A 26,586-nucleotide genomic window follows, 5' to 3' on the forward strand; every position below is an offset into this window, starting at 1 on the left:
GTCCACCGAGGGCCTCTTCCTGTATCACGCTCAATCGAGTGACAAAAACTCCCCGAGCGCTCAACTCACCGCATTCGGCAGTATGTTGCGGAGCTGTCGATCGCTCGGATGCTGAATCCCGAAAGCCCCGCGCGCAGATTTGCGGCCTCGGTCAGTTCGAGTGATAGGCGGGGCGCTGAGCGCCTGATGTGTTGTTCTCCGCATCCAGAACAGGTGAGGTTTCCGCGATGTACACCCAAGAACGCACGGCGATGACGAATCTGGTGGTCGGCGGCCCGGTAGCGGTGAACAGCTACGACAACGCCGTCGTCGCGGCGCTCGTCGAGAACCGGCCGGTCATGCTCGTCCACGCCTTCAACGGCGGCTATCTGCGGCCCGCCGAACTGGCGGAGGCGAGCCACGACAAGGGGGTCGAACTGGCCACCGCACTCGACCCGGCCACCAAGGAGGCCAAGGGCCACCTCTGGTACATCAGCCCCGCCGGCTTCTTCGGGCAGCGGCCGCTGTACTTCATCGAGAGCGCCGCCGGCCAGGTGACGCCCGCACCGCCCCCGGCGGGCCGGCCCGACACCGGCCGCGGCGACGACGGGACGCCGAAGCCGCGGCGCAGGCGCATCACCGTCCACCAGGACGCCCCCAGGAGCACCGCGGACACCGTCCAGGTCGGCCTGCCCGACAAGGTCGGCGACAACTGGCGCGGGAAGAACGGCGCGCCCGAGGACACCCAGCTCTGGGTCGTCACGGTGACGCCGTGGGGCGGGATCACGTTCGTGCCGATCACCCACCCCGACACCATCCTCGGGTTCAAGGACCACGCGGTGACGGCCGACAGCGAGGTGCGCGTCACCTACAACTGGGGCGGGGACTTCACCGGGACGGTCATCAACACGTTCTACCCGCGGCTGCCCAACGAGTGGAGCGTCCCCTACCACCACGTCTTCACGTGAACCGCGGCCACCGCCGGCAGGCCACTCCCGTCCCCAGCCAACGTCCGCACCGCCTGGAAGAGGCACCACGATGCCCGTGCCCATGGAAGAACTGAAACTGGAGATCGTCAACGCCGCCACGGGGGAGACCCTCGGTGCCGGGGCCGCGCCGGGCGCGGACGGCACGCTCGTCGTCCGCGACCACCCCGACGGCGGCCCGAGCCCCGAGCAGTGGCAGCTCACCCCGGTGCAGGCCACGCCGGACGAAAAGGCATACGTGATCCGCAGTGCGGTCAGCGGGAAGGTGCTCGACGACCCCGCCGCCGCGGACCGCGGCGTGCGCCAGTGGGACGCCACCGCCGGCAATGAGGGCCAGCAATGGCACCTCGTCGCCGTCGAGGGGGAAGCGGGCCACTATCTCATCGAGGCGGTGACCGATGGTGCCGTTCTCGACCTCGCCGGCCCCGGCCCGGACGACACCCGGGTCGTCCTGCGCGAGTACGACGAAAACGCGGAGAGCCAGCGCTGGCGGTTCGTGACGGCCGAACCGGAGCGCATCAGCGACCCCGTGCTGCGCTGGAGAGCCCTGAGCCACTGGAACGGCCGCCGCTCCTGGCGTCTGGCCCGCTCGACGGCGGTGCGGCCGGCACCCGACGCGACGCCCTCCTTCAGCGACATGCTGCTCGTCCTGGGGCGGTTCGGCAGCGACCAGGACGCCGGTGGGTGGAAGAGTGACGGGCCCAGCCCCTCTCCTGGTGGGCAACCCACCTGGTGGGCCGGACTCGGTGCGCGGTTCCTCGCCGACACCACCGGAGCGGGGCGGGCGGACATCGTGGGGCTGAAACCCGCGAAGGGGGCTGTGACGTCGGCCGGCAGAGGGGACGGGACGTTCGACGACGAGGAGCGCGTCCTGCATCCCTGCGGCCCCTCCTCTGCGCCCGCCGACTTGTGGACCCTGGTCGACATGACGGGCGATGGCAGGCCCGACGTCGTCGTGCTCACCGACGACGGTGTCCGGGTATCGGTCCAGGACGAGAGCGGGGCGTTCGCGCCTGCCGGCGGCAGGCTGGTCCTCGAGGCGTTCGGGCACAGCCCGCAGGCCGGCGGGTGGCTCGCCGACAAGCATCCCCGCTTCGTCGTCGACACCACCGGCGACGGCAGGCTGGACATCGTCGGCTGCCACGACGACGGTGTCCGGATCTCGCTCCAGGACGAGGACGGCACGTTCGCATCACTTTCCGACGAACCCGTTCTCCGGGCGTTCGGCCACGACGAGAAGGCGGGCGGGTGGCTCGCCGACAAGCATCCCCGCTTCCTCGTCGACACCACCGGCGACGGACGCGCCGACATGGCCGGCTGCCACGACGACGGCGTCTGGGTGTCCCTTCAGGACGAGGACGGCACGTTCGCCGAGCCCCTGTACGTCCTCGACGACTTCGGAGTCGACCAGGGATGGAGCTCCGTCCAGGAACACCCCCGGTTCCTGGTGGCGACCACCGGTGGCGGGGCGGCGGACCTCGTCGGGTTCGGCCCGCAGGGCGTCGTCGTCTCACGCGGGCGCGGCGACGGCACGTTCGAGCCCGCCGAGCTCATCCTGAACGACTTCGGGCTCGCGCAGGGGTGGACAGGCGGGAAGCATCTTCGCCTCCTCGCCGACGTCACCGGTGACGGCAACCCGGACATCGTCGGCTTCGGTGACGAAGGTGTCTGGGTGTCGCACAACCGCGGCGACGGCCGCTTCGAGCCGGCCCAGCTGGTGTGCCGCGGGTTCGGGTACGACGACGACGCCGGCGCCTGGCGGGTCGACCGCCACCCCCGCCTCCTCGCCGACGTCACCGGCGACGGACGCGTCGACATCGTCGGATTCGGCGGCCCGGGCGTGTACGTGGCCCGCAACCTCTTCCGCCGCTTCCGGACCCGGTGACCCGAGCTGAAGCCGTCACGCCTGGTTACTATGCCCACTTCATGCCGGAGGCCGGGAGCAGGGGGCGCGCCAGAGGTGATCGCGGGCGTTTCCGCGGATTGCCACACCTCGGAGGTAGTCATGCAATATAAGGCGAGTACCCGACGGGGCCTTCGAAATTGCCGAGAGAGGTCACTGCCACCCGCTACATCGAGCCCCTGCACTCCGGTGGCTCCGTGCCCGGGGTCGTCGAGGCCGACGACCCCGGCACGTACGTCGTGAAGTTCACCGGTTCCGCGCAGGGCCACAAGGCGCTGGTCGCCGAGGTCGTCGTCGGTGAACTCGCCCGCGCTCTCGGCCTGCGCTTCCCGGAGCTGGTGCTGGTCCACTTCGACCCGGCCGTCGCCGCCGCCGAGCCGCACCAGGAGGTGCGCGACCTGCATCGCGCCAGCGCGGGCGTCAACCTCGGCATGGACCGTCTGCCGGCCGCCGTGGACCTCACCCTGGAACTCGCCGGCAGCTTCCTGGTGGACCCCCGGGAGGCGGGCGGCCTGTGTGACGTCATCCTGGCGCAGCGTCGCGCCCTCCCGCTTCAGGTCCTCTGTCGTCTCCACATCGACGGCGCGGCATCCGAAGCCACTGGCGACGGAAGCGATGTCGAGCCCGGGCAAGTCGAGCCGCAACGGAGGCGATGTCGAGCCCGGGCATGTCGAGCCCCGGCACGCCCGGCGTCTCCTCCAGCACGGCGAACGACTTGAGGATGGAGTACTCCTGGTTGCGCATCACGACGTATACGATCGGTAGGTTGTGCTGGGCTGCCGTGTAGATGGCCTGCACGGAATACTGGAAGGAGCCGTCGCCGATCAGGCCGATCACCGGCCGTTCGACGCCCCTGTCTCGGTCTCCGAGCGCGACGCCCACCGCGGCCGGGGGTGCCCCAGCCGATGCCTCCGCTCACCACGGCCAGGGGGGGACCGCCGGTGTGCCCGGCCTCGCCTGTACGTGCCACGAGCTGACGGTAGCCCCGCCCACTGACAGACCCTGTCGCCTGGGGTTCACTCCCACTGGATGGAGGTGAGTCCCATGCCAGCCCCCCTTTGACGTGGAACAAGTGCAGGCGCAGCTTATAGCTATGCGAACGACATACCGTCGCTCGTGGCTCAACGTCTCCCCTTGGTCCGAGCTCGCTGTTCACGCCCGGGTACCGTGATCACCTGCGTCGGCCAGGGCTACGGGGGAATGGGTGATCTGCGGCATCAGACGGCGAACTTCGTCAACGCGTCCTGGTCGATGGTCGGGCTTCGGGACCTGATCTACGACATGGTGGGCTTGCTGTTCACCGAACTCAGTGCCCACGGCGGTATGGCCGGTGACGGTGCGGCCGGCGAGCCTTTGCCCAGGTGTACCGCCGTCAAGACGGTCTTCGACCAGTGCGGGTTCGCCCACCAGGTGATGGCCAGCGGCGCGGGCGCCCTGCTCAACGCCTCCGAGGAACTCCACAAACGTGACGACAAAGTCGCGGCCGAGCTCCTGCAGCAGAGTCCCTTCACGCCCGGGATCGGCGCGCAGCCGTCCGGCCCCGATTGCAGCCCCCGGGCCAGCCACAACGCCGAAAACCTGCCAGAGGTCGTCGGTGAGACCAGCGGTGTCGATCAGTACCGCGCAACAAGGAGATGCGTGGCCTCGAAACGGTCACCAACAACCAGGACTCCGTCCCGTACTGGCGCATCATGATGGCCGCCTACGGCGTCAAAGGTCACGCCCGCTACGTGCCCTGACCACCCTCACCTCCACATCCAGGAAAGCACCGTCATGGAACCGGAAGAGATCGCGCAACTGCGCACCATGTTCGTCTTCACCCCTCCCCACGGACAGAGCTGGGGCCTGATCTTCGAGGGACTTGAAGCGCGGCTGCGCGAGCGGAATCCAGACGCGTTCACCCGCGTCGAGGAGGAGGGAGACGGACCGGTCCGCGGGGCGTCGATGATTTTCGGGGTCACTCTCGACGACGAGACCCTGGAAGGCCTGGCCAGCCTGGAACCCGAGGGCGTGTCCATCCTGGGCTGCGACGCCCACCTGGCGGCGCGGTTCGCCCTGTGGCTCAGGACCGACGTGGCACCAGCGGACGTCCCGGTCATGTTCAACACGGAATGGGGAATCGAGGAAGGCCTGGAGCGCACGCTCGTCCCCGATGCCACCCGCCCCCGGATCGTCGCGGCCTTCGTCCAGCACATCGAAGATACGGGTGGCCTCGACTGAGGATGCCGATGACGCGGCGGCCGGCACTAGCTTGATCTTTAACGTCCGGCGTCGAATGGTGCGTCGAACTTGATCACTCGGTCCGGTATCCGCCGTACACGGAAGCGGCCTTCGTCTGAACATGTGCTCCGACCAAGGAACACACACGTCCAGCACGAAGGCGATGAGTCTGCTGCATCGTGACGTCCAACGGCAGCCGTTGGCGGAACTGTCATGCTTTCGGGGCGAGTTCTACTCCTGTCTCACCGCCCGTTCGGACGTGTTGTTCGAGCTGGCCGATGCCGTTCTGTGCGGCGACGGACCGGTGAGGTCACTGCCCGAGCTGTCACTTGTCGGCGAACAACGCCGCGGCCATGGCGGGCTCTATGGGGCTGTGGCCCGCGGCCGGGTGAATGCGGACCGGCTGCGGCGGGCCCTGGCCTCGGTGCCAGTGCCACGGGCCGACGACGGCCGGCTGCTCCTGGCCGTCGACATCACCTGCGGGCTGCGACCCGACGCACACACCTCACCGGACCGGGGGTCCTGTGTCACACCTACGGCCGGGGCAAGGACCAGCACATCCCGGTACCCGGCTGGCCCTACTCGATCGTCTGCGCGCTCGAGCCCGGCCGCAGTTCGTGGTCCGCACCCCTGGACGCACTCCGCCTGTCGCCTGGCGACGACACCGCCACCGTCACCGCCCGCCGGCTGCGCGATCTGCTTCAGCGACTGATCACCGCGGGGCAGTTGCAGCCGGGCGACCCGGACATCCTCATCGTCGCGGACGCCGGGTACGACGCACCCCGTCTCGCGTTCCTGCTCAAAGACCTGCCGGTGCAGGTGCTGGCCCGGATGCGCTCGGACCGCGTCCTACGCAGGGCTGCCCCGCGGCGGCAGCCGCACATCATGGGCCGCCCACCGCGACACGGAGGCCAGTTCGTCTTCGGCCAACCCGACACCTGGGGCACCCCGGACACCGAAACCGTCACCGACATCCGCCTCTACGGCACCGCCACCCCCCGCTCCTGGAACCGGCTCCATCCCAGGCTCACCCACCGCTCCTCCTGGGCCGCGGCCGACGGCACCCTGCCCATCGTGGAAGGAACCGTGATCCGCCTGGACATCGACCACCTGACCAGCGGAGCAACACCCAAACCGGCATGGCTGTGGTGGTCCGGCACCGACGCCGGCACCACGGACATCGACCGCCTCTGGCAGGCATACCTGCGGCGCTTCGACATCGAGCACACCTTCCGTCTGTTCAAACAGACCCTCGGCTGGACCACCCCGAAGATCCGCATCCCCGAAGCAGCCGACCGATGGACCTGGCTGATCCTCGCCACCTACACCCAACTCCGTCTCGCCCGCCCACTCGCAGCAGACCTACGCCGCCCCTGGGAGAAACCAAGCTCTCCGGACAGACTCACCCCCGCCCGCGTCCGCCGCGACTTCCGGCACATCCGCCCGAGACCGCCTGCCCGGCCAGAGCACCAAAACCCTCCCGCCCCGGCCCCGGACGACCACCAGGCCGCAAGAACACCCGCCCAACCCAACGCCACGACGTGCACACACCCCGCAAGACGCAGTCAGCGAAACGGCAAACGAAGAAGTCAACCACCCCAAAACCCCGCCGCACAGGTTAAAGATCAAGCTAGGTCGTTCAGGTGCGTGCCCGCAGGGTAGGCGGGTGATCGGATGAGTCGGTGAGCATCTGGCGAAGAGTCTCCAGGTGCCACCTCTACGCCGCGCAGTTCTCCGGCGGTACGGTCAACTTCGCCGGCGCGTGGTTCTGTGGCGGCACGGTCAACTTCCACCGTGCGGACGGTGTGGTGCTCACTGGCCTGGTCCCGAGCGGGTCGCCTTGCCGCCGGGACTCCGCCTGCCCTCAGCCTGGTAGGGGGCTGAATCCTGAGGCGGGCCGCTGGGTGTGCGTCCAGAGTGGATTAAGTGCCTGGACTGAGGCCCCCTGGCGGGAGCTGGTGTCACTGGCATCAGGTGACGGTCCACCGAGTCTGGCCCGACATCCGTGAGCGATGCCCTTTCTTCCAAGGCTCGCCCGATCGGACAGAACACCGCGTCATCCGAGGGCCCCGCGGCCCGTGCCGCGCGCCCGCAGCGTCGGCTGACGGATCCCGACTCGTCAAGCATCGCTGAGAATCCCTCAACCTCAGTGAGGGTGGCGTCCGGAGTCCGGTGTAAATCGGGGGCGTGGTTCCGGCTTCATGGTGAGGTTACGCGGTGCGGTGACCCTGGGGTCTGATCGGCTTTGCGGGGCTGGTGGCGTGTTGGGGTCGGAGGTGGCCGCTGAGGTCAGGGTCGTAGTGCCGTTGTGGCGGATTGGAGCAGGTGGACGAGGCTGTCTCGTTGGGTGCTGGGCCAGGAGCTGAAGCGGGTGGTCAGGGTGGTGTTGATGGCCTGCTGGAACTGGCCGGTGACCGCCTCGCCCTGGGGGGTGAGGTGGACGCGGGTCATCCGGCGGTCGTTGGGGTCGGGTTGGCGGGTGAGCAGGCCGCGCCGCTGAAGCCGGTCGACCAGGCCGGTGATGTTGGTCTTGTCGCAGTGCAGCAGGGTCGCGAGCTCACCGAAGGACGGCTGCAGATGTTGGGCGAAGCACAGCAGTTGCGCCTGCTGGGGCGTTAGTCCCAGCTGGCGGCTCGCTGTGCTGAACAGGCCGTCGATCTCCATGAAGACACCGATCAGCGTCTCGACGAGTTTGTCATCGGATGCGGCGGCCATGGCAGGCAGTCTACTACCTGGACAGTTGACACCCTCTACCAAATTAGTCGATGCTATGGACTATCCATAGGATCGACCAATTGGAGGGGTCATGCGTATCGAGGATCGGGTCGCAGTCGTCACCGGCGGATCGCGCGGAATCGGACGGGCGATCAGCGGCCGGCTCGCCGCGGCGGGGATGCGCGTCGTCATCGGCTCCCGCGACCAGGAGACGGCCGCGCAGGCGGTGGACCAGATCGAGGACGCGGGCGGGCAGGTCACCGCGGTCCGCACTGACATCACCCGCCCCGAGGCGGTCACGGAACTGTTCGATGCGGCCGAGAGCCAGTACGGCCGGGTGGATGTGTGGGTGAACAACGCGGCCACGGCGACCGCTGGGCCGCTGGCCCGCGCCACGGATGACGACTTCGACCAGTACCTGCACGCCAACGTGCGGGCCACGTTCGTCGCCCTGCGCGAGGCCGCGCAGCGTATCAGCGACCACGGCCGGATCATCTTGATCTCTTCCGCCCTGACCGTGTCGCCGCTGCCCGGCATGGCGCTGCTGGCCGCCAGCAAGGCCGCCGGTGACCAACTCGCCCGTACGCTGGCCTGGGAGGTGGGCTCGAGATCCGTCACGGTCAACAGCGTCCTGCCCGGCCTGACCCGTACCGACGTCATAGCCACCGTGCCCCCGCACGTCATTGACGATGCCAAGGCCCGCACGCCGCTGGGCCGCCTGGGCGAACCAGCCGACATCGCCGACGTCGTCGCGTTCCTGGCCTCCGACGCCGCCCGCTGGATCACCGGCCAGACCATCAACGCCGCCGGAGGCATGATCTAACGAGTTGGCGCCGGGCCAGGGCCGGATGGCACACCATCCCAAAGACCTCGGCGGCATGCGTAGGGCTACCAGTCTCAACCTCGGGTGCGCTGGGGCCTGTCAATCCTCTCGAATCGTGGAGGCCTTCCTATGCGGCCAGCCCCTCGCTGAGGCGGGCCCAGTAGTCGTGTTCGTAGTCGACCGGGCTCTTGAAGCCGCATACGCTGTGTAGCCGACGGCCGTTGTAGAAGTCAGTGATCCAGGTCGCGATCCGGATCCGGGCCTCGGTGCGGGTGGCGAAGATGTGCCGGTGGACGTACTCGACCTTCAGCACGCTGTTGAACGCGCTGACGGCATTGTCGAAGCACGAGCCGACCCGGCCCATGGACTGGAAGACGCCCGGTCGGCGGCAGGCCCGGCGGAACCTCCGTGAGCCGTACTCGCTGCCGCGGTCCGTGTGGAAAATGACACCGCGCACGTCGCCGCCGCGGGTCGCCGCGGCCATGTGCAGGGCGGCGACGACCAGTTCGGCATCGTGACGGGCACCCATTGCATACCCGAGCAGGCGGCGGGAGAACAGGTCGATGACCGTAGCCAGGTACAGCTTGCCCTCACCGGTCTCGATCTCCGTCATGTCCCCGCACCAGACCAGGTCGGGCGCCTCGGCGGTGAAGTCGCGGCGCCCGAAGTCCGGCGCGGCCGTGCGCTTCCCTGGGCGGGTCAGCCCCCGCCGTCTGCGCACCTTCCGCGCGACCAGGCCGAACTCGGCCATGATCTTCTCGATGGTGTTCACCGAGACCCGCCAGCCCTGTATCACCAGCCTGATCCAGATCTTTGGCGAGCCGTAGGTGCCGCCGGAGTCGTCGAACTCTCCCTTCACTGCTTCGATCAGATGCTGTCTGCGCAGCTCACGCCGGGTGGGCCGGCGGGTGCGGTGCTTGTAGAACCACGACTCGCTCACGCCCAGAGCGCGGCAGGAGACGCGGTGCGAAATGCCGTGCTCGGTCCTGAAGTCGCTGATCACCCCGACCACTTGTGCCGGGTCCGCCACGGCTACTTCACCCACAGGACCATGCAGCGTTTGAGGACATCACGCTCCATGACCAGTTCCTTGTTGTCCCGCTTGAGCTGGGCGTTCTCCCGCCGTAGCCGATCCAGCTCGTCACTCCCGCCAGCCGGTGTCCCTGCCCCACGGGCGCGGGAGACCCAGCTCGCCAGGGTGGTCTCGTTGATCCCCAGGTCCTCGGCGACCTCCGCGATCGTCTTGCCGGTCTCCGTGACGATCCGTACAGCCGCCTCACGGAACTCCGGATCGAACTTCCGTCGCTTCTCCGCCCTGACTCCCAACTTCCCCTGCAGTCGCGGTCTTCACGCTACGAGGGGAGGGGCAGTGCCCGGTTCCCCTCCAACGAGGTTTCGTAGGGGAGGTGCACCAGCCCAGGTGCCGGCAGGACACCGGTGAAGTCCGGGGGCTCGTAGCGAGGACCGCTTCCTGCCGCACCGTCTCTCTCGGGCATCGCCGCGAGCATCTCGCCGTACGTCCATCGCCGCCCTGAAGCGCCGATAGCGATTGACTTGATCAGCGTCGACTTGTAGCAAGCAGTTGACACAATCCTGCCTGGGTGGCATCTTGTACTCACCAACTGATACAAGCAAAGGGTGTAGGCGCCTGTGTACGGGGGTATCTCTATGGCTGATTTCGACGTGAACGCCGCACCGACCGCTTCCCGAGGCCAGATCGACCGGTACGCCCGCTGGACGGGTCTGGCTGTGGGCGCTCTGGCTGCTTGCCTGCTGTTCCCGATTCACCACGGCGGGGGCGTGCTCTACGCTATCCCGGCGTTCGGCCTGTGCGCTGTCGGCGGCGTGCTGCTGGGGGATGCGCTGACTGTGCCGGCCCGCAGCAGCGTACGCACCGCTGGCCTCACGCCCCGGCGGGTCCGCGACTATGTGCCGCCCCGCATGACCTTGCTGCTGCTCGTCCTCGCGGTCGCTCTGGTGGCCCTGCTGGCGATCGCCGGAGCGGCGGCCATGCCGGACGACCTCGGGCGGTCGGGCCGCCAACTCACCTTCAGCTGCCGCGGCATGACCGAGGAGCATGGTCCTTGGCCCGGGTTGCACTACGGCGTGCCCATACTGGCTGCCCTCGCCCTCGCCACGTCTGCATGCGGTTGGTCGCTGCGAAGGATCGCCACGCGGCCCGGCGACGAGCACTCACGACACGACCGCTCGCTGGCGATTGTGGCCTCCTGGGGCATCGTCGTCTCCACCTCGCTGCTGGGCACTGCCGCGACGGCTGCGGGCGCCCTGTCGAGCACGACGTGCCACAGCACGGCCGGCATCATGGCCGACGTCGTTCTCCTGCCCCTTGCGCTGGTCTCCCTGGTCGCCGCGCCTTGGATGGTCTTCACCGTCTGCTCGCCCCGGGCGGCACGGCGGCACCGCACGGGCGCAGGAGCTCGTCCGTGAGCGGCGCCGCCGTCAGGGTCGATACCTCCAGCCCCGTCCCGCCCTACGAGCAGATCCGCGCCCAACTCGCCGATCTGATCAGCGCGGGCCGGTTGGCAGAGGGCGAGCGCCTGCCGACTGTACGCCAACTTGCCGCCGACCTTGGCCTCGCCGCGGGCACCGTGGCCCGCGCCTACCGGGAACTGGAGGCGGCCTCCCTGATCCAGACCCGCCGCGGCGCGGGAACGCGGGTGGCTCCACCGCCACCAGGCACCCACTGGGGTGAACCACCTGAAATCACCGAGGGAACCCGAGACTTCGTCGCATGGGCTGCCGCCCTGGGCTTCGACGAGAGCACTGTACTGGAGGCCGTACGGCGTGCCTTTCGCGACCGGGAAAGCTGAGATGGCCGCACACTCGCCGGGTGCTGACCCCGTCGTAAGAGAACACGGGTCCAGGTCACCTGGACCGGCTGCTGACCGAGCGCGGCATCGCCCCTGCCCGAACCGGTGGGCGGAGACGGGACAACCGTGGTCAACCTGTCCGTCCTGGAAGAACTCGCTTCTCCACCCTCACCGCGCTCTTCCCCGAACGGAACTGCCAGTCCGGCGACCTGCTCAGCGTCCGCGCGGACTGATTCCGGTATGCCTGGCAGGTGTCCGCAGGGTGCCGCCTGCCGGGCACCGTCACTTACTTGAGGAGACACCACATGAACATGGCCTCTGGCAGGCGTCTGGTCCGGGGCGGTGTGATCGCTCTGTCTGCCACCGCTCTCGCGGTGGCGTGTGACCTTTCATCGCGCCCCTACAACGTGTCGGCAGCTCCGGGAGGTGACAGTGCGCATGCTCAAGCCTGGTGGCCGAGATCCCGCAGAGGCTGGGCGGTTATGAGCGCAACGATTCCGACCAGGAGGGGACGGCCGTATGGGGCGACGGCGACGTCATTCTCCGGTGCGGGAACATACAGGACGTTCCTGATCCGGTTTCGGCGTCGTGTGAAGCCATCAAGGGGGTCGACTGGGTCGTGAATGTCAAGAAGACTCATGACGGGACGAAGACGGTACTCACGTACGGGCGCAATCCGGCGGCCGAGGTCACGGTGTCGGAGCGGATCAAGGACAAGAACGCCGTCATCGGCGATGTCTCCGGCGTCGCGTCCAGGCTGAGTAAGCAAAAGGCGTGCAATAAGCGGGGTTGATACCCCGCCATCTCCGACGCCGGCCGTCACGTGAGCCTCTATGCGGACGAGATCGGTCGCGACATCCTGAACTGGCGCTGCAACTGGTCGACGCGCTCACGCGAGCTTGAACGCCAGCCGGTCCGGCTCCCACACCACCAGCTCCCGGCCAGCCCGGGGTCCGTCGGCAGCGCCCGTACCTGCACCGGTCATTTCGCAGCGCTTGGCCCCGCCCGCCGAGCCGAAGCACGCCGGGACCGGGAAGAGCCTGCCGCCGAATCAACCGACAGCGTCCTCCTGCGGGCTGTGCGAGGGCCGTGGGTGAGTTCCTCCGCCTTCTGAACCAGGGCCGCCTGCGCGATGTCCGGCTCGGACGAGGGCGGAGGGCCAGCGAGAGTGCCGTCGGCGATGCCGGCCGGCCTGGTGAAGTGGACGGCGTACCTCCATCCGTCCGGGGTCCGGTACAGGACGAGGCTGGTCGGCGTCCCGAGGGTGCGCCAGTACGGCCGCCGTTTGTTCGCCATGCCGGCACGGTACTGCGGACGCACCGCCCATGCGGCGCGTCCGGCGTCACCGCGGACGTACGCGCCCCCAACCGTCCGGATAAACGGATGGTCGGGGGCGAGCGTGACGCGGCAGGATGCTCCGCATGACCTTGCCCACCCCCGAGCTGCAAACCGCCCGCCTGCGACTGCGGCCGTTCACCGATGCCGACGCGGCGTCGCTCTACGCGCTGCACAGCAGCGCCCACGTGCTGCGTTACTGGGACTCCCCGCCGTGGACCGAACCGGCCCGCGCCCAGCGCTTCATCGTGGCCTGCCGGACGGTCGAGGAGGAAGGCACGGGAGCGCGGTTGGCCGTCGACCGCGTCTCCGACGGCGCGTTCATCGGCTGGTGCGGCCTGACCAGCTGGAACCCGGACTTCCGTAGCGCGTCCCTGGGCTACGTCTTTCACGCCGCCGCGTGGGGCCACGGCTACGCCACGGAGACCGCGCACGCCGTCCTGCGGTGGGCGTTCGACACCCTGGACCTGAACCGCGTCCAGGCCGAGACCGACACCCGCAACGTGGCGTCCGCCCGGGTCCTGGAGAAGCTCGGCTTCGTCCGCGAAGGCACCCTCCGCGAGGACTGCGTCGTCAACGGCGACGTCTCCGACTCCTGGGTCTTCGGCCTCCTCCGCCGCGAGTGGCACCCGACGGCCACGCCGACGGCCGGCCGCTAGGACGAATCTGCGGCCAGCTGGTGGTGACTCCGGCGCGGCGCCATTCCTTCCGGTAGACGAGGCGTTCGGCCACGTACTGCTGCAGATCGCCCCTGACCGCGTCAGCGTCCCTATCAGCGTCGATTCGGGCACAGTACGAGGGATCAGCCGGGTTCTACGTAGTGCCGTGGCGGTCGAGGAAGCGAAGCAGCACGTCGGCCTCCGCGCGGAGCTGCGCGACCCGGTCACCGTGAGCGGGTGCAGTGCGCAGTGCACTGCACCCGCTCAGCTCCCGTCGCGCTGCCTCAGTGGCACCGGCACCGACCGGGGGACTGTTCGAGAGCCAGGCCGCGCATCTCGGCTTCGTCCACGGGCACCGCCTCTGCGTTGTCCAGTGCGGCGAGGGCGTTGTCCAGTGCGGCGAGCGTTGCGCGCAGGGCGCTCCCCGTGGCTTCGTGTCCCACCCGTTATGTCCGGCTGACTTCAGCTCCGGGCATCTTGCGGGTCCCTGCCGGCTGACGCGCGGCCGTGCCGCCTGCTGGCATCCCCTTCCCCGCCGCGACCACATGAATCGCGCACTATGCGCTTATGGATCGCACCCCAGGTGGGCATCGATCGCGCCAGAGATTACCGCGGGCTCTGTGTGTAGCCCACCTACCCCTGCCGGGTGGACCTCGCAGCGTCTGGATCCCCTGCCGTGTCTCCGGCTCGGCGTTCGGCCTCCCATGACCTGGAGGAATATCCCGTTGTGGGCACCGGGAGCACGGCCATGAAGCGATGCGCGCCCGAGCGACAAAGCCTCCGTGCGCTGAAGGCGCCTGTCCCGCCGCGGAACCTCGCGCAGGCGCGTGAGATCGCCGCTGACCGTCATGAGCACGGCCTGTCATGAGCACGGTTTCTCAGCATCCGGGCATGAGGCCAGGCACTCACCGGGTGGCGGGGTAGAACAGGGCCAGCTGGTCCTTGACCCAGGGATCGAAAACCGCCGGCCGCTGGCTGGACGTGGCATGGAAAGTCGCCAGCTGGTCCTTGATCCAGGGATCCGTGGGCCGCTGGGCAGCGTGGTGGCGCTCGGAGCCGTGGCCGGTGCCAACTGCGGTGCTGCGGATCGGGATGTGCTCGGCCGTCTGAGGAGTAGCCGCCATGGCCGAGCTCCCGCCGACGAACACAGCGCCTCCGGCGATCACGGCAGAAACGCCTGCGACCGCAATCCGTCGCGTCAACTTCACGATCTCCTCCTTGCTCGATCCGCCATTCTGTGGCTGCGAACGGAACATCGCATGGCGCGAGCCCTACAGCGGCGGGCGGAAGCATCTGGTCGGCGCACCTACCCGCTCGCGTTCCTCACACACCCGCACGAGGAAATCCGATGCAGCGGGGCGACTGCGGCCGCCGTGAGACCACCCCACCGATTCCGGTGTCGCCGGCGCAGTGCCGTGCCCTGCCGGCTCGCCGACAGCAGCTCCCGTCGTGGAGGGATATCAGCGCCGCCCGCGCCCCCCTGGAAGGCCGGCCCCGCCTTCGAGCGGGCGGACCGGGGTCCCGAGCAGTAAGGCGGCAGAACCGTCCCAACACCACCGTGCACTACCACTCCACTACCACTACCACTACGACGGCAACCTCAGACAGCGCGACGACGGCACCGGCGTCACGAAGTACGAGTTCGACCCGCTGGTCGAGGGAGCAGTGCGCACGTGAGCAGGCCGAGGTGTGGCGGATGCGCAAGCTACTGTCACCGGCATGCCTCATGACTGACCTGTCATGACTACGGTGATCGGTGATCGGTGATCCGGAAGAGGTCGATGGCATGGACCTGCGGACTGTCGAGCAGATTGGGGCGCATGGCCTCCTGCCCGTCCGAGGGCCGCGCGGCAAACGGGGATGCGCTGCCTCCTGCGGGCCGGCGCCCGCGTCGGTGTCGCCGAATTCAAGCCCTCCTCACTGATTCCCCTCAGCCGCACGACCTCGTCTGGGTCGGCGTGCTGGGACGCGGGGCCGGGGGCTCGTACTGGGCGGCGTGCGGGTTGACGGTTTGGAGCTGGCGCCGCGTGAGGTTCGTCAGCCGGCACGCGGCGGCGAGCAGGATGCGGAAGCCGCTACCGTCAGCACGGCTGACGGTAGGGCACTCCGCCGAGGTAGTGACGCCACTGGTCGTGGGTGAGGGGTTTGCCGGCGAATCTGCACGCATCGGTGACCAGTTGACCGAAGTCGGTCGGCAGTGTGTGGGCGGTCCCGTCGAACACGCCGGTGACCACCTGATTTCCGTCGGGAGTGAACCTGAGTCCGAGAACCGCTGTCGTGAATCCCGCGAGCACGGCCTCCTTCTGCGGCCGCCGAGGTGAGGAGACCCGCCAGATCCGAGCTGTGCGGTCGTCACTGCCTGCGGCCAGCATGCGGCCGTCAGGGCTGAACACGACACTGCCGACCACGTCCGAGGGGCCGTCCAGCGCGGCGAGCATCACCGGGCGGTGCGCTCCTGTGACACGCCAGAGTTTCACGGGACGGTCGCCGCCGCCGGACGTGGCGAGAACACCGGTGTGCGGGTTGAAGGCGACGGAGAGGGCGGTCGCGGTATGAGCTCGCCATTCGGCACGCTCGACGGGGCGCCCCGGGGACGTCGTGTCCCAGAGGATGACGCGCTCGTCACCGCCTCCCGCGCTCGCCAGGAGCCGTCCGTCCGCGCTGAAGGCCACGGACCGGACCTCGTCCCGATGACCGCGCAAGCTGACGCCACGAACGGGTCTCGTGACGGTCCGGGTGTCCCACAGCACCACGTCCCCGTTGCTGCCGGCGCTCACCAGGGTCCGCCCCGACGGACTGAAGGCCAGAGCGCGCACCGTCTTCGTACGCGTCTGCACGGTGGAGAGCCGGTGCGGTCTGCGCGGGTCGGCGATGTCCCACAGGGTGAGCACACCGTCAGCGCCCGCGCTGGCCAGTACGGAGCCGCTGGGATGTATGGCGACCGCGTAGACAGCGTCCCTGGAGCCGGTGAGGACCGCCGTTTCGCGGGGGTGACGCGGAGCGCGCACGTCCCACAGGCGCACGGTACGGTCCCGGCCTCCCGTTGCCAGCACGGTACCGTCGGGGCTGACGTCGATGGCATACATCTCGGCCCTGTGCGCGACCCAGGTGGACATCAGCGTGCTGAGGAGCGCGTCGCGGCTGTGCCGGCCCGGTTGTAGCCGGTAGGCGGCCAGGGCGATCCGTGCAGCAAGGCCCGGTGACCTGCGCGACAGTTCGGTGGCTGCGTCACTCGCGTTGTGGGCGACGGCGTCGTCGCGCTGGGCGGTGACCTCCCGGTCGGCGTGCACGGCGAGGAGAGAGGTGATCAGGGACACCGCGAGAAGCACCGCCGACGTGGCGAGCAGCAGACGCCGTCGACGCCTGCGCCGGGCGGCTGCCGCGAATTCCGCCCCCTCCGCTGCCAGACTCGCGTCGAGGAACGCCTCCTCGCTTGCCGTGAGACTTGCGTCCTTGGCCCGCGCCAGGGGGCGAGCCGCTTCCAGGCGTACGCCTCTCAGCAGGGCCCCCGGGTCCTGCTCCAGGTGCGTCCAGGTTGCGGCCGCTTCCGTCAGCTGCCGACGGGTGCGCAGTAGCTCTCGGTCTTCCACGAGCCACCCGCTGAGTCGTGGCCACCCGCGGATGAGTGCTTCGTGCGTCAGTTCCACGTGCTGGCCGTCCACGGTGATCAACCGTTCGGCGGCGGCGCGGTCGACAATCGCCATGGTGTCCGGATCCGGTGACAACTCGGAGCGGCCGATGCGGCGCTTGGTGTCCTCGGTTCCCTCCCCTACGGCAACGAGCCGCAGGAAGAGGTGCCGGGCTGCGTCCTTCTGCCGGGCGCTGAGATCCTCGTAGAACCGTTCAGCGGTGTGGGTCAGGGCATGCTCGATGGATCCCGCGGTCCGGCAGGCCTCCATGGTCAGCAGTGTGCCCCGGCGGTGTCGCCAGGTTTCCAGGAGTGCGTGGGAGAGCAGGGGCAGCATCCCGGCGCTGCCCTGGGCCTGGGAGGTCAGGTAGGCCAGCAACCGCCCTTCGACTCGGCAGCCGACCGCGGCCGCAGGGTGGCAGATGGCTCGGTGCAGTTCCTCGGAATCCATCGGCCCGAGCGTCACCATCGCCGCGTCGAGAACCTTGGCGAGTTCGATGTGCGCGATGCAGTGGGCGTAGAAGTCCGCCCGGACTCCCAGGACGACGCGGCACGCACTGTTCTCGGCCCGGGCGGCCAGGACGAGAGCATCGATGAAGTGGTTCCGTTCCTCGTGGCGGGAGCAGAGGGTGAAGAGTTCCTCGAACTGGTCGACGACCAGGACCACCTCGCCCCGCTCGGGCCCCTCGTTGGCGATCTGACGCAGGAGGAGATGCAGGTTCCCGGGGTGTGCCCGGATTTCCTCCAGCAGCCGGCCGGGTGTGGTGGCACCGTGGGCCGCCAGACATACCGCCAGCTCCTCCAGCGGTCGGACGCCTGGTGTGAGCGTGACGACGACCCGGCCCTCGGATCGCAGGCTCGGTAACAGCCCGGCGTGCAGCACCGAGGACTTGCCGGCTCCCGAAGCACCGAAGACGCCGATGAACCGTTGTTCCGTGAGCCGCCTTCGCAACTGCTCGACCACGCGTTCGCGACCGAAGAAGAACCGGCTCTGCCGCGAGCCGAAGGAGGCGAGTCCCGGGTAGGGCGAGTCGTCCTGATCCGGTGACGGAGCACAGGGATCCGCCGTGTTCTCCGCGAAAGCGATGTCGGCGGCCGTCGCGTGCCAGAGGGCCTCCCATCGCTCCACGTCGCCGCCGCAGGCACTGACGTAGCCCCGGGTCACTTCCAGGGACGGTAGTTTCCGCCCCGCGGCAGCGCTTGACAAAGTCGCCACCGAATAATGCGCGCGTCCCGAGAGATCTCGGTAGGAGGGCCCACCCGCTGTCCGGCGAAGTTCCCTCAGCTCGGCGGCGAACCTCACCACCGGGTCGTCGCCCTCCGGAAGCGGTGACTCTTTGCGCGGCATCTTTTCCCCGATCCGACTGTTCTGCAGCAAGTGTCGTTGTCCGCGGCGGTAACCGGTGCCGGGGCGATGATTTTCGGCCCGCTCGTCACCGGCCGGTGTGGCGGGGTCCGGCTCTTCCGTCCCACGGACGCCTCGCGTCCGGAGTCACCACTGACCGGACCGGCTAGCGTCGGCAGCTGGCAGCTGGCAGCCGACGTTGCAATGTTCCGCGATTGATTGTTCATCGCCGCCGTCCGGACACCGAACAAAGAACTCCGGCTATCCCTGAGTCGAGGCCCGGGGACGACCCCTCGGCCTGTAACACCCTCACACCGTCACACACAGGAGGCTCCATGCGTTCGGTACTGGTCGCGGCAGCGGTGTTCGGCATGGTCATGGGAAGCGGCGCGGCCGCCGGAGCCGCGGAAACGGCTCAGGCGTCCAGCGCGAGCTGGACATGCGCGAAGGACGTGTGTCTTCGGGTGGGCAGCGAGGCTCAGATCAAGGATGCGCGCGGATGCAACCACAAGGTCTGCATCAGTGTGACCGGCAACGCGTCCGGCTACACGACCCGCGGCAGCTACAGCGGCACGAATCGGTTCTACGGCCACATCAACGTGTGGGGTCCCAACATGAGGGTCAACGGCCAGGACAGTGCCTATCCCGGCGTCGTGGGGTCCGGCAGGGGAACCGGCCAGACCTGTGCGGAAGGGTGGGAGCTCTCCGGTGGCACGTACACCTCCGTCGGACTGCCCTGCAAGGACGTCAGCTGACACCGAGGCACGAGGCACGAGGTGAGCTGTAGCCGGTCTCGCCGGAGATCGGCTACAGGACACCGGGAAGCGTTCGACCTCGGCCGGAAACTGATCGCCGAGGTCGACGGCCGGACGCCGCCGGGGGCTGCTGGACAGCAACCGCACCTACCGCACCTTGGATCCGCAGCGTGGCCGGCCTGGCTCAACCTGCTGTCGGCCCGGCTCGACGCTGCAGGACGCGCGGCAGCCGTCGGACTCCTGACCCGCCCGGTACTGCCCCGGCCGCCGCCGTGACAGCCCGGACGCAAACCGAGCCCGGGCCCGGCTCGCCGGAACCCCACGCGCCGCTGTGCTCCCTTCCCCAAGGGGACGGGGCCGTGCAGGCACTGCACGCCCCGGGAACCACGACGGGTCTGGCGTCCCTGCCGACAGGCCGACAGGCCAGCTGGTCGACGCTGGCGCTGAACATCGCCCCCCGGAACGCCCGTGAGGCGCCGGCACGCTGTTCACCTCGGGAGAGAGCTCCCATCGCACCGTGCAGCAGAGGGTTCTCGCCGCCCGGTACGGCGTCGACGTACGGCGGCAGGCACCCCCCGGCGGCTGGGCGGCGTTCAAGGCCACCATGCTGCCGAGATGGAAGCTACGCCCCTACTGCTCGACGGCGCGCGTGGGCAGCAGCACACGCGACAGCCTCCGGCCCGGCCTGCTGGCCGCAGCAGGAAGCTCCGGGCTGCGGGTCTGCACTGTCGGTACCACGGTCTACGGTGCGGCCATGTCGTTTGCCCTGCCCGAAGGTCTGCCTCCCGGCCGGTTCCTGTCTTCTGGTCTCCCACGCGTGTGGGTCTCTGACGAATTCCCTCAAGATGTCGAGCGTCTGTGGCCTCGCCTGCTGAGCGAGCAAAGAGCACGCGGCCTGGTTCCGCTCCTGTGCTGGCCCGACGCCATGGGAAGACCGCTCGGCCTGGACCACGTCGACGCCGTTCGCCTGGGGGAGGTGCTGGCCATGGACTTCGCCGAGTACCGCCGCAGGCGGCTGCCCTTCTGGACGGACCCGACACCAGCCCCAGTACCTGAAGGAATCGAGCCGTGGCCACACGACCCCGGGCCGCCCTTCGAAGAATGGCCCGGCCTGACACCGCAGGTGCCGGCTACGTCCGCAGGCCCGATGCCCGAGGAGGCTGCGTCAAACCTGCTGGCCTGGCTCATCGAGACGGGCCAGTTCGGGCTGCACGAGTGCCGCCTCGTGCTCGCCCCTGCCCATCGCGGCAGCGATGCTCTGGCGTTGATCGGCTGGTCAGCAGACGCACCATTGCCTCTGCTGTGTGCACTCCTGCGGAGTTGGGAAGACCGCTTCGGCGCCCAAGTCGTGGCGGTGTTCGGCAGCGAGCTGCATGTATCGGTCGCGAGGCCTCCCGTTGAAGCAGAGCACGCGAACCTGCTCGCTTTGGAGCACGTGCTGTCGACCGCAGACAACATCGTCGATGACCCGCCCACACCGTTCCCCGAGTACGCGATGGACCTCGTGGGACGGACTTCCTGGTCGTTCTGGTGGGACTGGGCCTCTCGTTCATGCCGGGCTCGCGGGGCCTGGCACCGCACCCCGCCGCGTTGTTGCCGGTTGCCATGGCTCCGCCATGACGCCCTCCTCCGCCTTGCGATGCACATCGCCAGGCCCCGCTCCCTGATCCGGCATGATCCGAACGAAAGGCCCTAGACGATCAAGGCCGATGTGTTCGATCGCCTGCGACGTCCAACTGAAAGGCGGGCGGGCAGGGGGCTCGAACTAGAGCGCGGGAACTTCCGGCACAGGCGCCGCGGTTCTCCCGCATGCTGGCTATGTGGGGCGCCGCGCTTCCGGCGCTGGCCTTTCTCCTGTTCGTCCGCGGCGCGGCCGAGTTGATGATGCGGCGATTCAAGCGGCGCAGCGTCCTCCACCGGAGCCGCGGCCCTGAGCACCGCCCCTTCTTGACAGGATCCGCGTTCAACGAACTGGACCTGGTATTCAACGGCAACAAATCGATCGAGATCGAGCAGCAGCAACATGAGGCGAACCGCCGCGACGACCAGGACGACGGCGCCCCGCCGCGCTTTGGGAAGTCATGGGGGAGGGTCCTCGGGCAGTGGATAGGCGTTCGGCGGCGGACTACTTCATGCCTGCCCACGGTGCGGCGGAACACCCCGGCCAGGCGCAGTACTTGACGTGAAGCGGGTACACGCGGCGTCCGTTCGGGCGGCACCGGGCTGCTGGCCTGGTCAGGCGGCGAGGGCCTCTTGGAGGCTTCGGTAGCAGGGGATGTCGTCGACGCCGACGATCTCCACGGTGCGCATGACGGACTGCTGTACGTCGGCCAGGCGCAGCCAGCCGCCGTCGGCGGGTGCGATGTCGCGGTTGGCGGCGAGCAGGACGTTGATACCGACGGAGTCCATGAAGGTCGCCTGCCGCAGGTCGACGACCACACGCGGCGGGTCGCCGAGTTCACCGAGCCCCAGAGCCTCGATGAGGGGCCCGGCGCTGGCGTGGTCGATCTCGCCGGCCACGCTCACCACGGTGATTCCACCGGTGACCGTCGAGCTGACCTCCAGCGGCTGGGCCTGGTATGCGTTCTCGGTCTCCACCACGGTTTTCCTGGGCTCCCTCGGCAACGTTTGCGACCTGGCATTTTGCCTTGAGCGATGCCTGACATCGTACGGGGGGAAGTCACTGGGTGGGGATAGCCAACAGTGGTGCTCGACGGGGATTGGCCAAGGCGACCAGGGCCCCCTGCGTCGCTTCCGAAGCCGATGTGCGCCAGTTCCTCGCAGCCACCTGACGTTTGGGCACCGACCTCACTGCTGCCCGGGCGCGGCGCTTGCTCGAGCCGGCCTGTGACGCGCCGCGCCCAGATCGAACTGCCCGCGGAACGCTTCAGGCCAACCTCCGACGAGGACCGCGCCGCCGCCCAGGCGGAACTACGCCGACAGCCCCGTGACGCCAGCGCCGTCCGCCTACGCAACCGCGACTCCGTGGACGGGCGCCCCGCGGCTACCTGCGCGCCTTCGGTCTGTCCCGCATCCGCGTACGCGAGATGGCCCACGGGGGCGAGCTCCCTGGCGTGACCAACAGCAGTTGGTGACCCGGCACGCTTCTCAGGAATCAGCCGGGTTCCACGGATATCACCGGGCGCGATGACACTCGCCCCGGGCGGGCTGTCGTGATCTGCCCACCAGCGGCGGCCCACAGCCGGGCGTCGTGCCGTGGTTGTCAGTGTGGTCAGCTGAACGTGTTGCAGCTGGCGACGCGGCCGGAGCGGTAGCCGGTGGAGAACCATTGCTGGCGCTGGCTCGCGGAGCCGTGGGTCCAGGTGTCGGGTGTGACCTTGCCCTGGTAGCGCTGCTGGATACGGTCGTCTCCGACGGCGGCGGCCGCGTCCAGCCCGCGGTTGATGTCGTCCTTCGTCAAGTCGGTGATCAGTGGCTTACCGCTCTTGGGGTCGGGGGTGGTGGTGGCGTGGTGGGCCCACACTCCGGCGTAGCAGTCCGCCTGCAACTCGAGTTTCACCGAGCCGCTGTTCTGGCCGTTTCCGCTGCCGCGGGAGATCGTTCCGCTGAGGTCCTGGAAGTGGTGGCCGTATTCGTGCGCGATGACGTAGGCCTCGGCGAACGGGCCGCCCTTGGCGCCGAACTTGCTGCTCAGGTCGTTGAAGAAGCCGAGGTCGAGATAGACCTTGTCATCGGCTGAGCAGTAGAAGGGGCCGACGTCGGAAGTCGCGTTCCCGCAACTGGTGTTCACACTGCCGGTGAACAGGAACGTTGGGGCCTGCTGGTAGGGCTTGCCGGCGGCTGTCTCCGTCTGCTTCCAGAATGCCTGCACGCTGTCGACCACGGCGACGATCCGGCACTCCTCCTTGCGGTTGGCGTCGGCACCGGTCCGGCAGTCCGCCGCGAGGTCCGCGGCTGGCTTGCCGGACGAGGACGTGTCGCTGCCCGAGCCGAACATGCCGGGGTCGACACCCAAGAGCACGGACGCGACCAGCACCACGAGCCCGACCAGTCCCCCGCCGATGGTCTTCCCGCGGCCCGGGATCCCGCCCAGCGCACCTCCCCGACCGTCCTCGACCTCGGACGTGTCCAGAGCAGCATCGTCGTCGAATTGCATACGTTGACCCTCCCTCAAGCAGCGCGCCGGGCCGCCCCGCGTCGTCCCGCTCGCCTACCCCGTACGAGGACATCCCCATCCCGTCCTCTTCCTGCTCCGCCTCTTGGAGGAGCCGGCGGGCGACGCCGCGACGCCGCTCTGTGGGTGAACGGCGGACCGCCCGTGCGCGGTAACGGCCCCTCCGTGCCGTCGACCGCGCAGCCGGGCCCCGCCTGTCGCCGGTGCCGGGACCGTGCCCGCGAGGTTCAGACGACGGACGGCCGCCGCGGGTCGGTCGGGACGATCGCGTACTCGTCGAAGAGCCGTTCAAGGGCTTCGTGACCGTGCGTGCGGCGGTACTCCATCTCGGCCGCCGTCACCGGCAGCACCCAGAGAATGCGGGCGTGTCCGTCGGCCAGCGGGCATTTCTCCAGACCGGGCAGATGCAGGGCCATCTCCTCGCCGGTGCAGCGCGGGCGGACGGCGCCTGTCTCGGCCGAGTTCGGCGGCCAGGTCGTCGAAGCAGCGGGCCATCTGCCGCCGCCACTGCTGGTCCTGGTGAAAGGTGATGGGCGGCAGCGAGCCCAGGACACGGCCCGGGCCGCGCCCACGCGGCGTATCGCCCACGTCGGCGACGTCCTGCCAGACGTGCTCGGACAGCTCCTCGAGGGCCACCCGCAGCACCGCAGCCGTCCGCGCGCTGAGCTCCTGGTCCTCCTCGCCGTCCTCGTACCAACCGTCGTCCTCGTCGTCGTCTTCGTCCCGCGCCGCTGGCCCGCCGCTCGCTGGTGAGCCAGCGCCGGGGCAAGGACGGCTTGGAAGCCTCTATTACGACGCCGACACCCGTGGTCACGTTGATGAACGGTTTAGAGGTGACCGGGCAGCGCCCGATGGACTTTGTCACCGAAGCCGAGGTCGTGCTGGCCGGTGACGTTCGCCAAGACACTGGCCTGCAGCTCCAGGTCGGCCATCCGCCTTCCGTCACCCCCACCCTCGACATCTCGACGCCAGCGCCACCTCGGCCGACCGGTCCGGTCACGGGCTGGTCAAGTCCTGGTGGACGCTGTGGATCGTCTCGCTCCTGGTCGACCGGGCGGCGGAATGGCGGTACGACACGGCCCGAGGGGTGGTGAGCTGGCGGCATGCCCTCCGGCAGATGCTGGTCGCCGACGCCCTCGACGCCGCGGCCGCCGTGCTTGCCGTACTGGTCGTACTCAAGGTGACCCGCATGCAGCATGAGAGGGTCCTTGCCGGTCCCGTCTTCGTCCCGGCTCTTGGCTGACACCTTCGGTCCGATGAGCAGTTGTCGCGGGGCCGGGTTGGCACGGCTGCCTGCGCTCTGCCGGTGGCGGCAGCGGCGACCGGGCCGCCACCAGTGCTTGGACAGGAGACACCTCCCATTCCACCCTCACTCACAACCGGCCTATTTCGCTATTCTGGCGCGCGAAAACCGCCATGCAGCGTACGGATGCCGTGAAGGTCCAGCGGGCAGCCGGCCCGGGACAAGAGGGTGCCCCCGGGCGGGGTGTCCCGCGCGCTGGACGGGTATCCGTCGGCTGTTCGGGCACACGAGACGTCATGCACGGACTACATGCGCGTCCCACCAGCAGCCGTCTCATCGGCCAGGCCTCGACAGCCGAGACATCGCCGCCCGGTCACGACGGCGCCAAGCACTCACGCCGAGGCCGGCGCACCGGCCGCCTGCGCCGCCGCGTCCTCGCCTACCGGGCAATCGATTTCCTGTCCACGCACATCCCGGACGACCCCGGCCCGGGCGACGAATGCCTGCTCCTCGTGCACACCCGCCAGGTCGTCGGCCAGGTCTGGTACCGGATCTGCACTGACTGCGCCCAGGGTGTCATCACCGCCGTCGTCATCGACGAGCGCTTCCACAGCACCGGCCTGGGCACCCGTGCGCTGTCACACCTACGGTCCCGCCACCCGGGACTGACCTGGCGCAGCACGCTGCGCAACCGCACCACCCGTGATCTCCTGCGCCGGATGCGCATTCCCACAACCGCTTCTGCCACGCCCTGCCCCCGCGCTCACCAGACACTCTCTGCCCCGGCCGGCCCGATACTCGCCAGCGGCTGACCCCAACGCTCAGCGGTCACAGCGCACCTGCCAGCGCAGCAGGTCATGGATGGTCTGCCGTCGTCGCGCCACTTGGTGAACTGGTACATCACCGCGCCGGGCGGCGGAGCCGGCATGGGTGACGGGTGGCAGGGCATCCGAGGTGAAGGTGTGGGCCGACCGAGCTTTCGGGGCCGCCCGTCGACGTTAAGAGCCTCTTAGGGGTGAGAAGGTGAAGGGCTTCCGCAGCTTCATCCTGCGCGGCAACGTGGTCGACCTGGCCGTCGGCATCGTCATCGGGGCAGCGTTCACCGCCGTGGTGAACGGCTTCGTCAGCGCCTTCCTGACACCACTCGTCGGGCTGGCCACCGGCGCCACCGGCGACATGAGCCGCAAGACCTTCACCGTAGGCGCCACCAAGTTCCCCTACGGCGCCTTCGTCAACGCGGCGATCAGCTTCCTCCTCCTCGCCAGCGCCCTGTACTTCCTGGTCGTGCTCCCGATCAACAAGCTCCACGAACGCCTCGCCCCGCACCAAGACGTCCAGGCCCCCAAACGGGACTGCCCCGAATGTCTCAGCCCCGTACCCGCCCAGGCCCGACGCTGCGCCTCCTGCGCCGTCTCCCTGCCCGCCGTACCCGCTCAGGCCGGGGAGACAACCCAGCGCGCCGGGTGACCCGACCTCCATGGTCCGGCCTCGGTTGCCGGGCCCGTCGCGGGCACGTTAGGCCGCCGTTGGCCTGGCGTCCGCCGTGGTTGGAGCAGTAGATGCCATCCACGCCGCCGTCCTTGGCATGGCGGACGTCCTCGGGGTGGCAGATGCCCTTCAGGATCAGCGGGAGGTCGGTGATCGAGCGCAGCCAGGGCAGGTCTTCCCAGGTGAGCGGGTTGCCGAAGATCCGCACCCACTCGGCGACCGCAGCCGCCGGGTCATCCTCCGGACTGCGGGCGAGGCCCGCCGGTTTCCCAGGGCTCCGAAAGCGGCCGCCGTACCACAGCAACTGAAGGCCACCGAGCCAATGACACCGGTGGGCCCCCCGTACCCCAATCCGAAGAAGCGAGCTGGATCGCTGCCGGACTACCAATGCAGGTGCAAGACGGTCGTCACCGGGCTCCCACAGGCCGACGTCACTCGCGGGAATACTAAGACCGTGTCCTATGTCGTGAGCCGGATAAGTCGCTTGTAGCAGCACAGGGCGGCGGCGAGGCCGAGAAAGGCCAGGTAGTTGCGTGGATCG

The 26,586-nt window shown here is 69.0% G+C and carries 25 protein-coding genes and 6 pseudogenes; 19 read left to right on the top strand and 12 right to left on the bottom strand.

Annotated features, from left to right (window positions below):
- The first annotated feature begins 227 nt into the window (after positions 1-227).
- From AC07C1_RS38720 to AC07C1_RS38730, 3 genes and pseudogenes are all read left to right on the top strand, one after another.
- Complete coding sequence (locus AC07C1_RS38720; protein ID WP_478946825.1) at positions 228-947, top strand: hypothetical protein; 720 nt, start codon at positions 228-230, stop codon at positions 945-947.
- A gap of 70 nt (positions 948-1,017) precedes the next feature.
- Positions 1,018-2,850: an FG-GAP-like repeat-containing protein gene (locus AC07C1_RS38725; protein ID WP_478946826.1), complete on the top strand. Its 1,833-nt coding sequence runs from the start codon at positions 1,018-1,020 to the stop codon at positions 2,848-2,850.
- A 158-nt stretch (positions 2,851-3,008) separates the two neighbouring features.
- Positions 3,009-3,377: pseudogene (locus tag AC07C1_RS38730) on the top strand (HipA family kinase); the annotation flags it as partial.
- Between the two features lie 13 nt (positions 3,378-3,390).
- On the opposite strand, the gene AC07C1_RS38735 reads toward AC07C1_RS38730, so the two are convergent.
- A complete protein-coding gene (locus AC07C1_RS38735; RefSeq protein WP_478946827.1) occupies positions 3,391-3,750 on the bottom strand; it encodes a thiamine pyrophosphate-dependent enzyme in 360 nt (119 codons plus the stop codon).
- 270 nt (positions 3,751-4,020) lie between these two features.
- Positions 4,021-4,329 carry a hypothetical protein gene (locus AC07C1_RS38740; RefSeq protein ID WP_478946828.1) on the bottom strand — a complete coding sequence of 103 codons (309 nt, stop codon included), beginning with the start codon at positions 4,327-4,329 and terminating at the stop codon, positions 4,021-4,023.
- 173 nt (positions 4,330-4,502) lie between these two features.
- Between AC07C1_RS38740 and AC07C1_RS38745 the strand changes: the two genes are divergently transcribed.
- The 3 genes and pseudogenes from AC07C1_RS38745 (at position 4,503) to AC07C1_RS38755 (ending at position 6,710) form a co-directional block, all read left to right on the top strand.
- Positions 4,503-4,607 (top strand): restriction endonuclease fold toxin-2 domain-containing protein, encoded by a 105-nt coding sequence (locus tag AC07C1_RS38745; RefSeq protein WP_478946829.1) that lies wholly within the window; start codon positions 4,503-4,505, stop codon positions 4,605-4,607.
- Between the two features lie 34 nt (positions 4,608-4,641).
- A complete protein-coding gene (locus AC07C1_RS38750) occupies positions 4,642-5,088 on the top strand; it encodes a hypothetical protein (protein WP_478946830.1) in 447 nt (148 codons plus the stop codon).
- A gap of 163 nt (positions 5,089-5,251) precedes the next feature.
- Positions 5,252-6,710, top strand: a pseudogene (locus tag AC07C1_RS38755) (NF041680 family putative transposase).
- A gap of 667 nt (positions 6,711-7,377) precedes the next feature.
- On the opposite strand, the gene AC07C1_RS38760 reads toward AC07C1_RS38755, so the two are convergent.
- Positions 7,378-7,803 (bottom strand): MarR family winged helix-turn-helix transcriptional regulator, encoded by a 426-nt coding sequence (locus AC07C1_RS38760; RefSeq protein ID WP_478946831.1) that lies wholly within the window; start codon positions 7,801-7,803, stop codon positions 7,378-7,380.
- 91 nt (positions 7,804-7,894) lie between these two features.
- Here AC07C1_RS38760 and AC07C1_RS38765 point away from each other — a divergent pair, with 91 nt between their 5' ends.
- Positions 7,895-8,626, top strand: coding sequence for an SDR family NAD(P)-dependent oxidoreductase (locus AC07C1_RS38765; protein WP_478946832.1), 732 nt, complete (start codon positions 7,895-7,897; stop codon positions 8,624-8,626).
- A gap of 127 nt (positions 8,627-8,753) precedes the next feature.
- Here the strand turns inward: AC07C1_RS38765 and AC07C1_RS38770 are convergent, their stop codons facing one another.
- Complete coding sequence (locus AC07C1_RS38770; protein WP_478946833.1) at positions 8,754-9,671, bottom strand: IS3 family transposase; 918 nt, start codon at positions 9,669-9,671, stop codon at positions 8,754-8,756.
- Positions 9,659-9,952, bottom strand: a complete 294-nt coding sequence (locus tag AC07C1_RS38775) for a transposase (protein ID WP_478946834.1) — start codon at positions 9,950-9,952, stop codon at positions 9,659-9,661. The genes AC07C1_RS38770 and AC07C1_RS38775 overlap by 13 nt, the downstream gene beginning before the upstream one ends.
- A gap of 342 nt (positions 9,953-10,294) precedes the next feature.
- Between AC07C1_RS38775 and AC07C1_RS38780 the strand changes: the two genes are divergently transcribed.
- The 4 genes from AC07C1_RS38780 (at position 10,295) to AC07C1_RS38795 (ending at position 13,451) form a co-directional block, all read left to right on the top strand.
- The gene (locus AC07C1_RS38780) at positions 10,295-11,074 is read left to right on the top strand and encodes a hypothetical protein (protein ID WP_478946835.1); all 780 of its coding nucleotides are present in this window, start codon (positions 10,295-10,297) and stop codon (positions 11,072-11,074) included.
- The gene (locus AC07C1_RS38785) at positions 11,071-11,457 is read left to right on the top strand and encodes a GntR family transcriptional regulator (protein ID WP_478946836.1); all 387 of its coding nucleotides are present in this window, start codon (positions 11,071-11,073) and stop codon (positions 11,455-11,457) included. The genes AC07C1_RS38780 and AC07C1_RS38785 overlap by 4 nt, the downstream gene beginning before the upstream one ends.
- Before the next feature lie 451 nt (positions 11,458-11,908).
- On the top strand, positions 11,909-12,250 hold the full coding sequence (locus tag AC07C1_RS38790; RefSeq protein ID WP_478946837.1) for a DUF3515 family protein: 342 nt from the start codon (positions 11,909-11,911) through the stop codon (positions 12,248-12,250).
- A 628-nt stretch (positions 12,251-12,878) separates the two neighbouring features.
- Positions 12,879-13,451, top strand: coding sequence for a GNAT family N-acetyltransferase (locus AC07C1_RS38795; protein WP_478946838.1), 573 nt, complete (start codon positions 12,879-12,881; stop codon positions 13,449-13,451).
- A gap of 154 nt (positions 13,452-13,605) precedes the next feature.
- Here the strand turns inward: AC07C1_RS38795 and AC07C1_RS38800 are convergent.
- The 3 genes and pseudogenes from AC07C1_RS38800 to AC07C1_RS38810 form a co-directional block, all read right to left on the bottom strand.
- Positions 13,606-13,894, bottom strand: a pseudogene (locus tag AC07C1_RS38800) (hypothetical protein).
- 462 nt (positions 13,895-14,356) lie between these two features.
- Positions 14,357-14,575: a hypothetical protein gene (locus AC07C1_RS38805; RefSeq protein WP_478946839.1), complete on the bottom strand. Its 219-nt coding sequence runs from the start codon at positions 14,573-14,575 to the stop codon at positions 14,357-14,359.
- 957 nt (positions 14,576-15,532) lie between these two features.
- Positions 15,533-18,244, bottom strand: coding sequence for an nSTAND1 domain-containing NTPase (locus tag AC07C1_RS38810; RefSeq protein ID WP_478946840.1), 2,712 nt, complete (start codon positions 18,242-18,244; stop codon positions 15,533-15,535).
- 515 nt (positions 18,245-18,759) lie between these two features.
- On the opposite strand from AC07C1_RS38810, the gene AC07C1_RS38815 reads away from it, so the two are divergent.
- From AC07C1_RS38815 to AC07C1_RS38825, 3 genes are all read left to right on the top strand, one after another.
- Positions 18,760-19,179 carry a hypothetical protein gene (locus tag AC07C1_RS38815; RefSeq protein ID WP_478946841.1) on the top strand — a complete coding sequence of 140 codons (420 nt, stop codon included), beginning with the start codon at positions 18,760-18,762 and terminating at the stop codon, positions 19,177-19,179.
- Between the two features lie 517 nt (positions 19,180-19,696).
- Entirely contained in the window at positions 19,697-20,875 is a 1,179-nt protein-coding gene (locus AC07C1_RS38820) for a DUF4253 domain-containing protein (protein ID WP_478946842.1), read from the top strand.
- Between the two features lie 113 nt (positions 20,876-20,988).
- Entirely contained in the window at positions 20,989-21,360 is a 372-nt protein-coding gene (locus AC07C1_RS38825) for a DUF6191 domain-containing protein (protein WP_478946843.1), read from the top strand.
- Between the two features lie 54 nt (positions 21,361-21,414).
- Here AC07C1_RS38825 and AC07C1_RS38830 read toward each other — a convergent pair whose 3' ends face one another.
- On the bottom strand, positions 21,415-21,780 hold the full coding sequence (locus tag AC07C1_RS38830) for an STAS domain-containing protein (protein WP_478946844.1): 366 nt from the start codon (positions 21,778-21,780) through the stop codon (positions 21,415-21,417).
- Positions 21,781-21,942: 162 nt separating this feature from the next.
- Here AC07C1_RS38830 and rpsN point away from each other — a divergent pair.
- Positions 21,943-22,274 (top strand): annotated as a pseudogene (rpsN, locus tag AC07C1_RS38835) (30S ribosomal protein S14).
- 137 nt (positions 22,275-22,411) lie between these two features.
- Here the strand turns inward: rpsN and ypfJ are convergent.
- Positions 22,412-23,296: a KPN_02809 family neutral zinc metallopeptidase gene (gene ypfJ / locus AC07C1_RS38840; RefSeq protein ID WP_478946845.1), complete on the bottom strand. Its 885-nt coding sequence runs from the start codon at positions 23,294-23,296 to the stop codon at positions 22,412-22,414.
- 245 nt (positions 23,297-23,541) lie between these two features.
- The gene (locus AC07C1_RS38845) at positions 23,542-23,730 is read right to left on the bottom strand and encodes a suppressor of fused domain protein (RefSeq protein ID WP_478946846.1); all 189 of its coding nucleotides are present in this window, start codon (positions 23,728-23,730) and stop codon (positions 23,542-23,544) included.
- 10 nt (positions 23,731-23,740) lie between these two features.
- Between AC07C1_RS38845 and AC07C1_RS38850 the strand changes: the two genes are divergently transcribed.
- From AC07C1_RS38850 to mscL, 4 genes and pseudogenes are all read left to right on the top strand, one after another.
- Positions 23,741-24,067 carry a hypothetical protein gene (locus AC07C1_RS38850; protein WP_478946847.1) on the top strand — a complete coding sequence of 109 codons (327 nt, stop codon included), beginning with the start codon at positions 23,741-23,743 and terminating at the stop codon, positions 24,065-24,067.
- A gap of 235 nt (positions 24,068-24,302) precedes the next feature.
- Positions 24,303-24,557: pseudogene (locus AC07C1_RS38855) on the top strand (DUF4328 domain-containing protein); the annotation flags it as partial.
- 296 nt (positions 24,558-24,853) lie between these two features.
- Positions 24,854-25,369 (top strand): hypothetical protein, encoded by a 516-nt coding sequence (locus AC07C1_RS38860; RefSeq protein ID WP_478946848.1) that lies wholly within the window; start codon positions 24,854-24,856, stop codon positions 25,367-25,369.
- 211 nt (positions 25,370-25,580) lie between these two features.
- Positions 25,581-26,024: a large conductance mechanosensitive channel protein MscL gene (mscL, locus tag AC07C1_RS38865; RefSeq protein ID WP_478946849.1), complete on the top strand. Its 444-nt coding sequence runs from the start codon at positions 25,581-25,583 to the stop codon at positions 26,022-26,024.
- A 49-nt stretch (positions 26,025-26,073) separates the two neighbouring features.
- On the opposite strand, the pseudogene AC07C1_RS38870 reads toward mscL, so the two are convergent.
- A pseudogene (locus AC07C1_RS38870) lies at positions 26,074-26,307 on the bottom strand (alpha-hydroxy-acid oxidizing protein); the annotation flags it as partial.
- Between the last annotated feature and the right edge of the window lie 279 nt (positions 26,308-26,586).

The organism is Streptomyces sp. NPDC045022 (assembly GCF_056432605.1).

Coding starts and splice junctions, on each gene's coding strand:
- AC07C1_RS38745 (WP_478946829.1), top strand. CDS start 4,503: ATGCGTGGCCTCGAAACGGTCACCAACAACCAGGACTCCGTCCCGTAC.
- AC07C1_RS38765 (WP_478946832.1), top strand. CDS start 7,895: ATGCGTATCGAGGATCGGGTCGCAGTCGTCACCGGCGGATCGCGCGGA.
- AC07C1_RS38725 (WP_478946826.1), top strand. CDS start 1,018: ATGCCCGTGCCCATGGAAGAACTGAAACTGGAGATCGTCAACGCCGCC.
- ypfJ (WP_478946845.1), bottom strand. CDS start 23,296: ATGCAATTCGACGACGATGCTGCTCTGGACACGTCCGAGGTCGAGGAC.
- AC07C1_RS38825 (WP_478946843.1), top strand. CDS start 20,989: ATGCTGGCTATGTGGGGCGCCGCGCTTCCGGCGCTGGCCTTTCTCCTG.
- AC07C1_RS38760 (WP_478946831.1), bottom strand. CDS start 7,803: ATGGCCGCCGCATCCGATGACAAACTCGTCGAGACGCTGATCGGTGTC.
- AC07C1_RS38720 (WP_478946825.1), top strand. CDS start 228: ATGTACACCCAAGAACGCACGGCGATGACGAATCTGGTGGTCGGCGGC.
- AC07C1_RS38845 (WP_478946846.1), bottom strand. CDS start 23,730: ATGGCCCTGCATCTGCCCGGTCTGGAGAAATGCCCGCTGGCCGACGGA.
- AC07C1_RS38750 (WP_478946830.1), top strand. CDS start 4,642: ATGGAACCGGAAGAGATCGCGCAACTGCGCACCATGTTCGTCTTCACC.
- AC07C1_RS38815 (WP_478946841.1), top strand. CDS start 18,760: ATGCGTTCGGTACTGGTCGCGGCAGCGGTGTTCGGCATGGTCATGGGA.
- AC07C1_RS38805 (WP_478946839.1), bottom strand. CDS start 14,575: ATGGCGGCTACTCCTCAGACGGCCGAGCACATCCCGATCCGCAGCACC.
- AC07C1_RS38780 (WP_478946835.1), top strand. CDS start 10,295: ATGGCTGATTTCGACGTGAACGCCGCACCGACCGCTTCCCGAGGCCAG.
- AC07C1_RS38860 (WP_478946848.1), top strand. CDS start 24,854: ATGCACGGACTACATGCGCGTCCCACCAGCAGCCGTCTCATCGGCCAG.
- AC07C1_RS38795 (WP_478946838.1), top strand. CDS start 12,879: ATGACCTTGCCCACCCCCGAGCTGCAAACCGCCCGCCTGCGACTGCGG.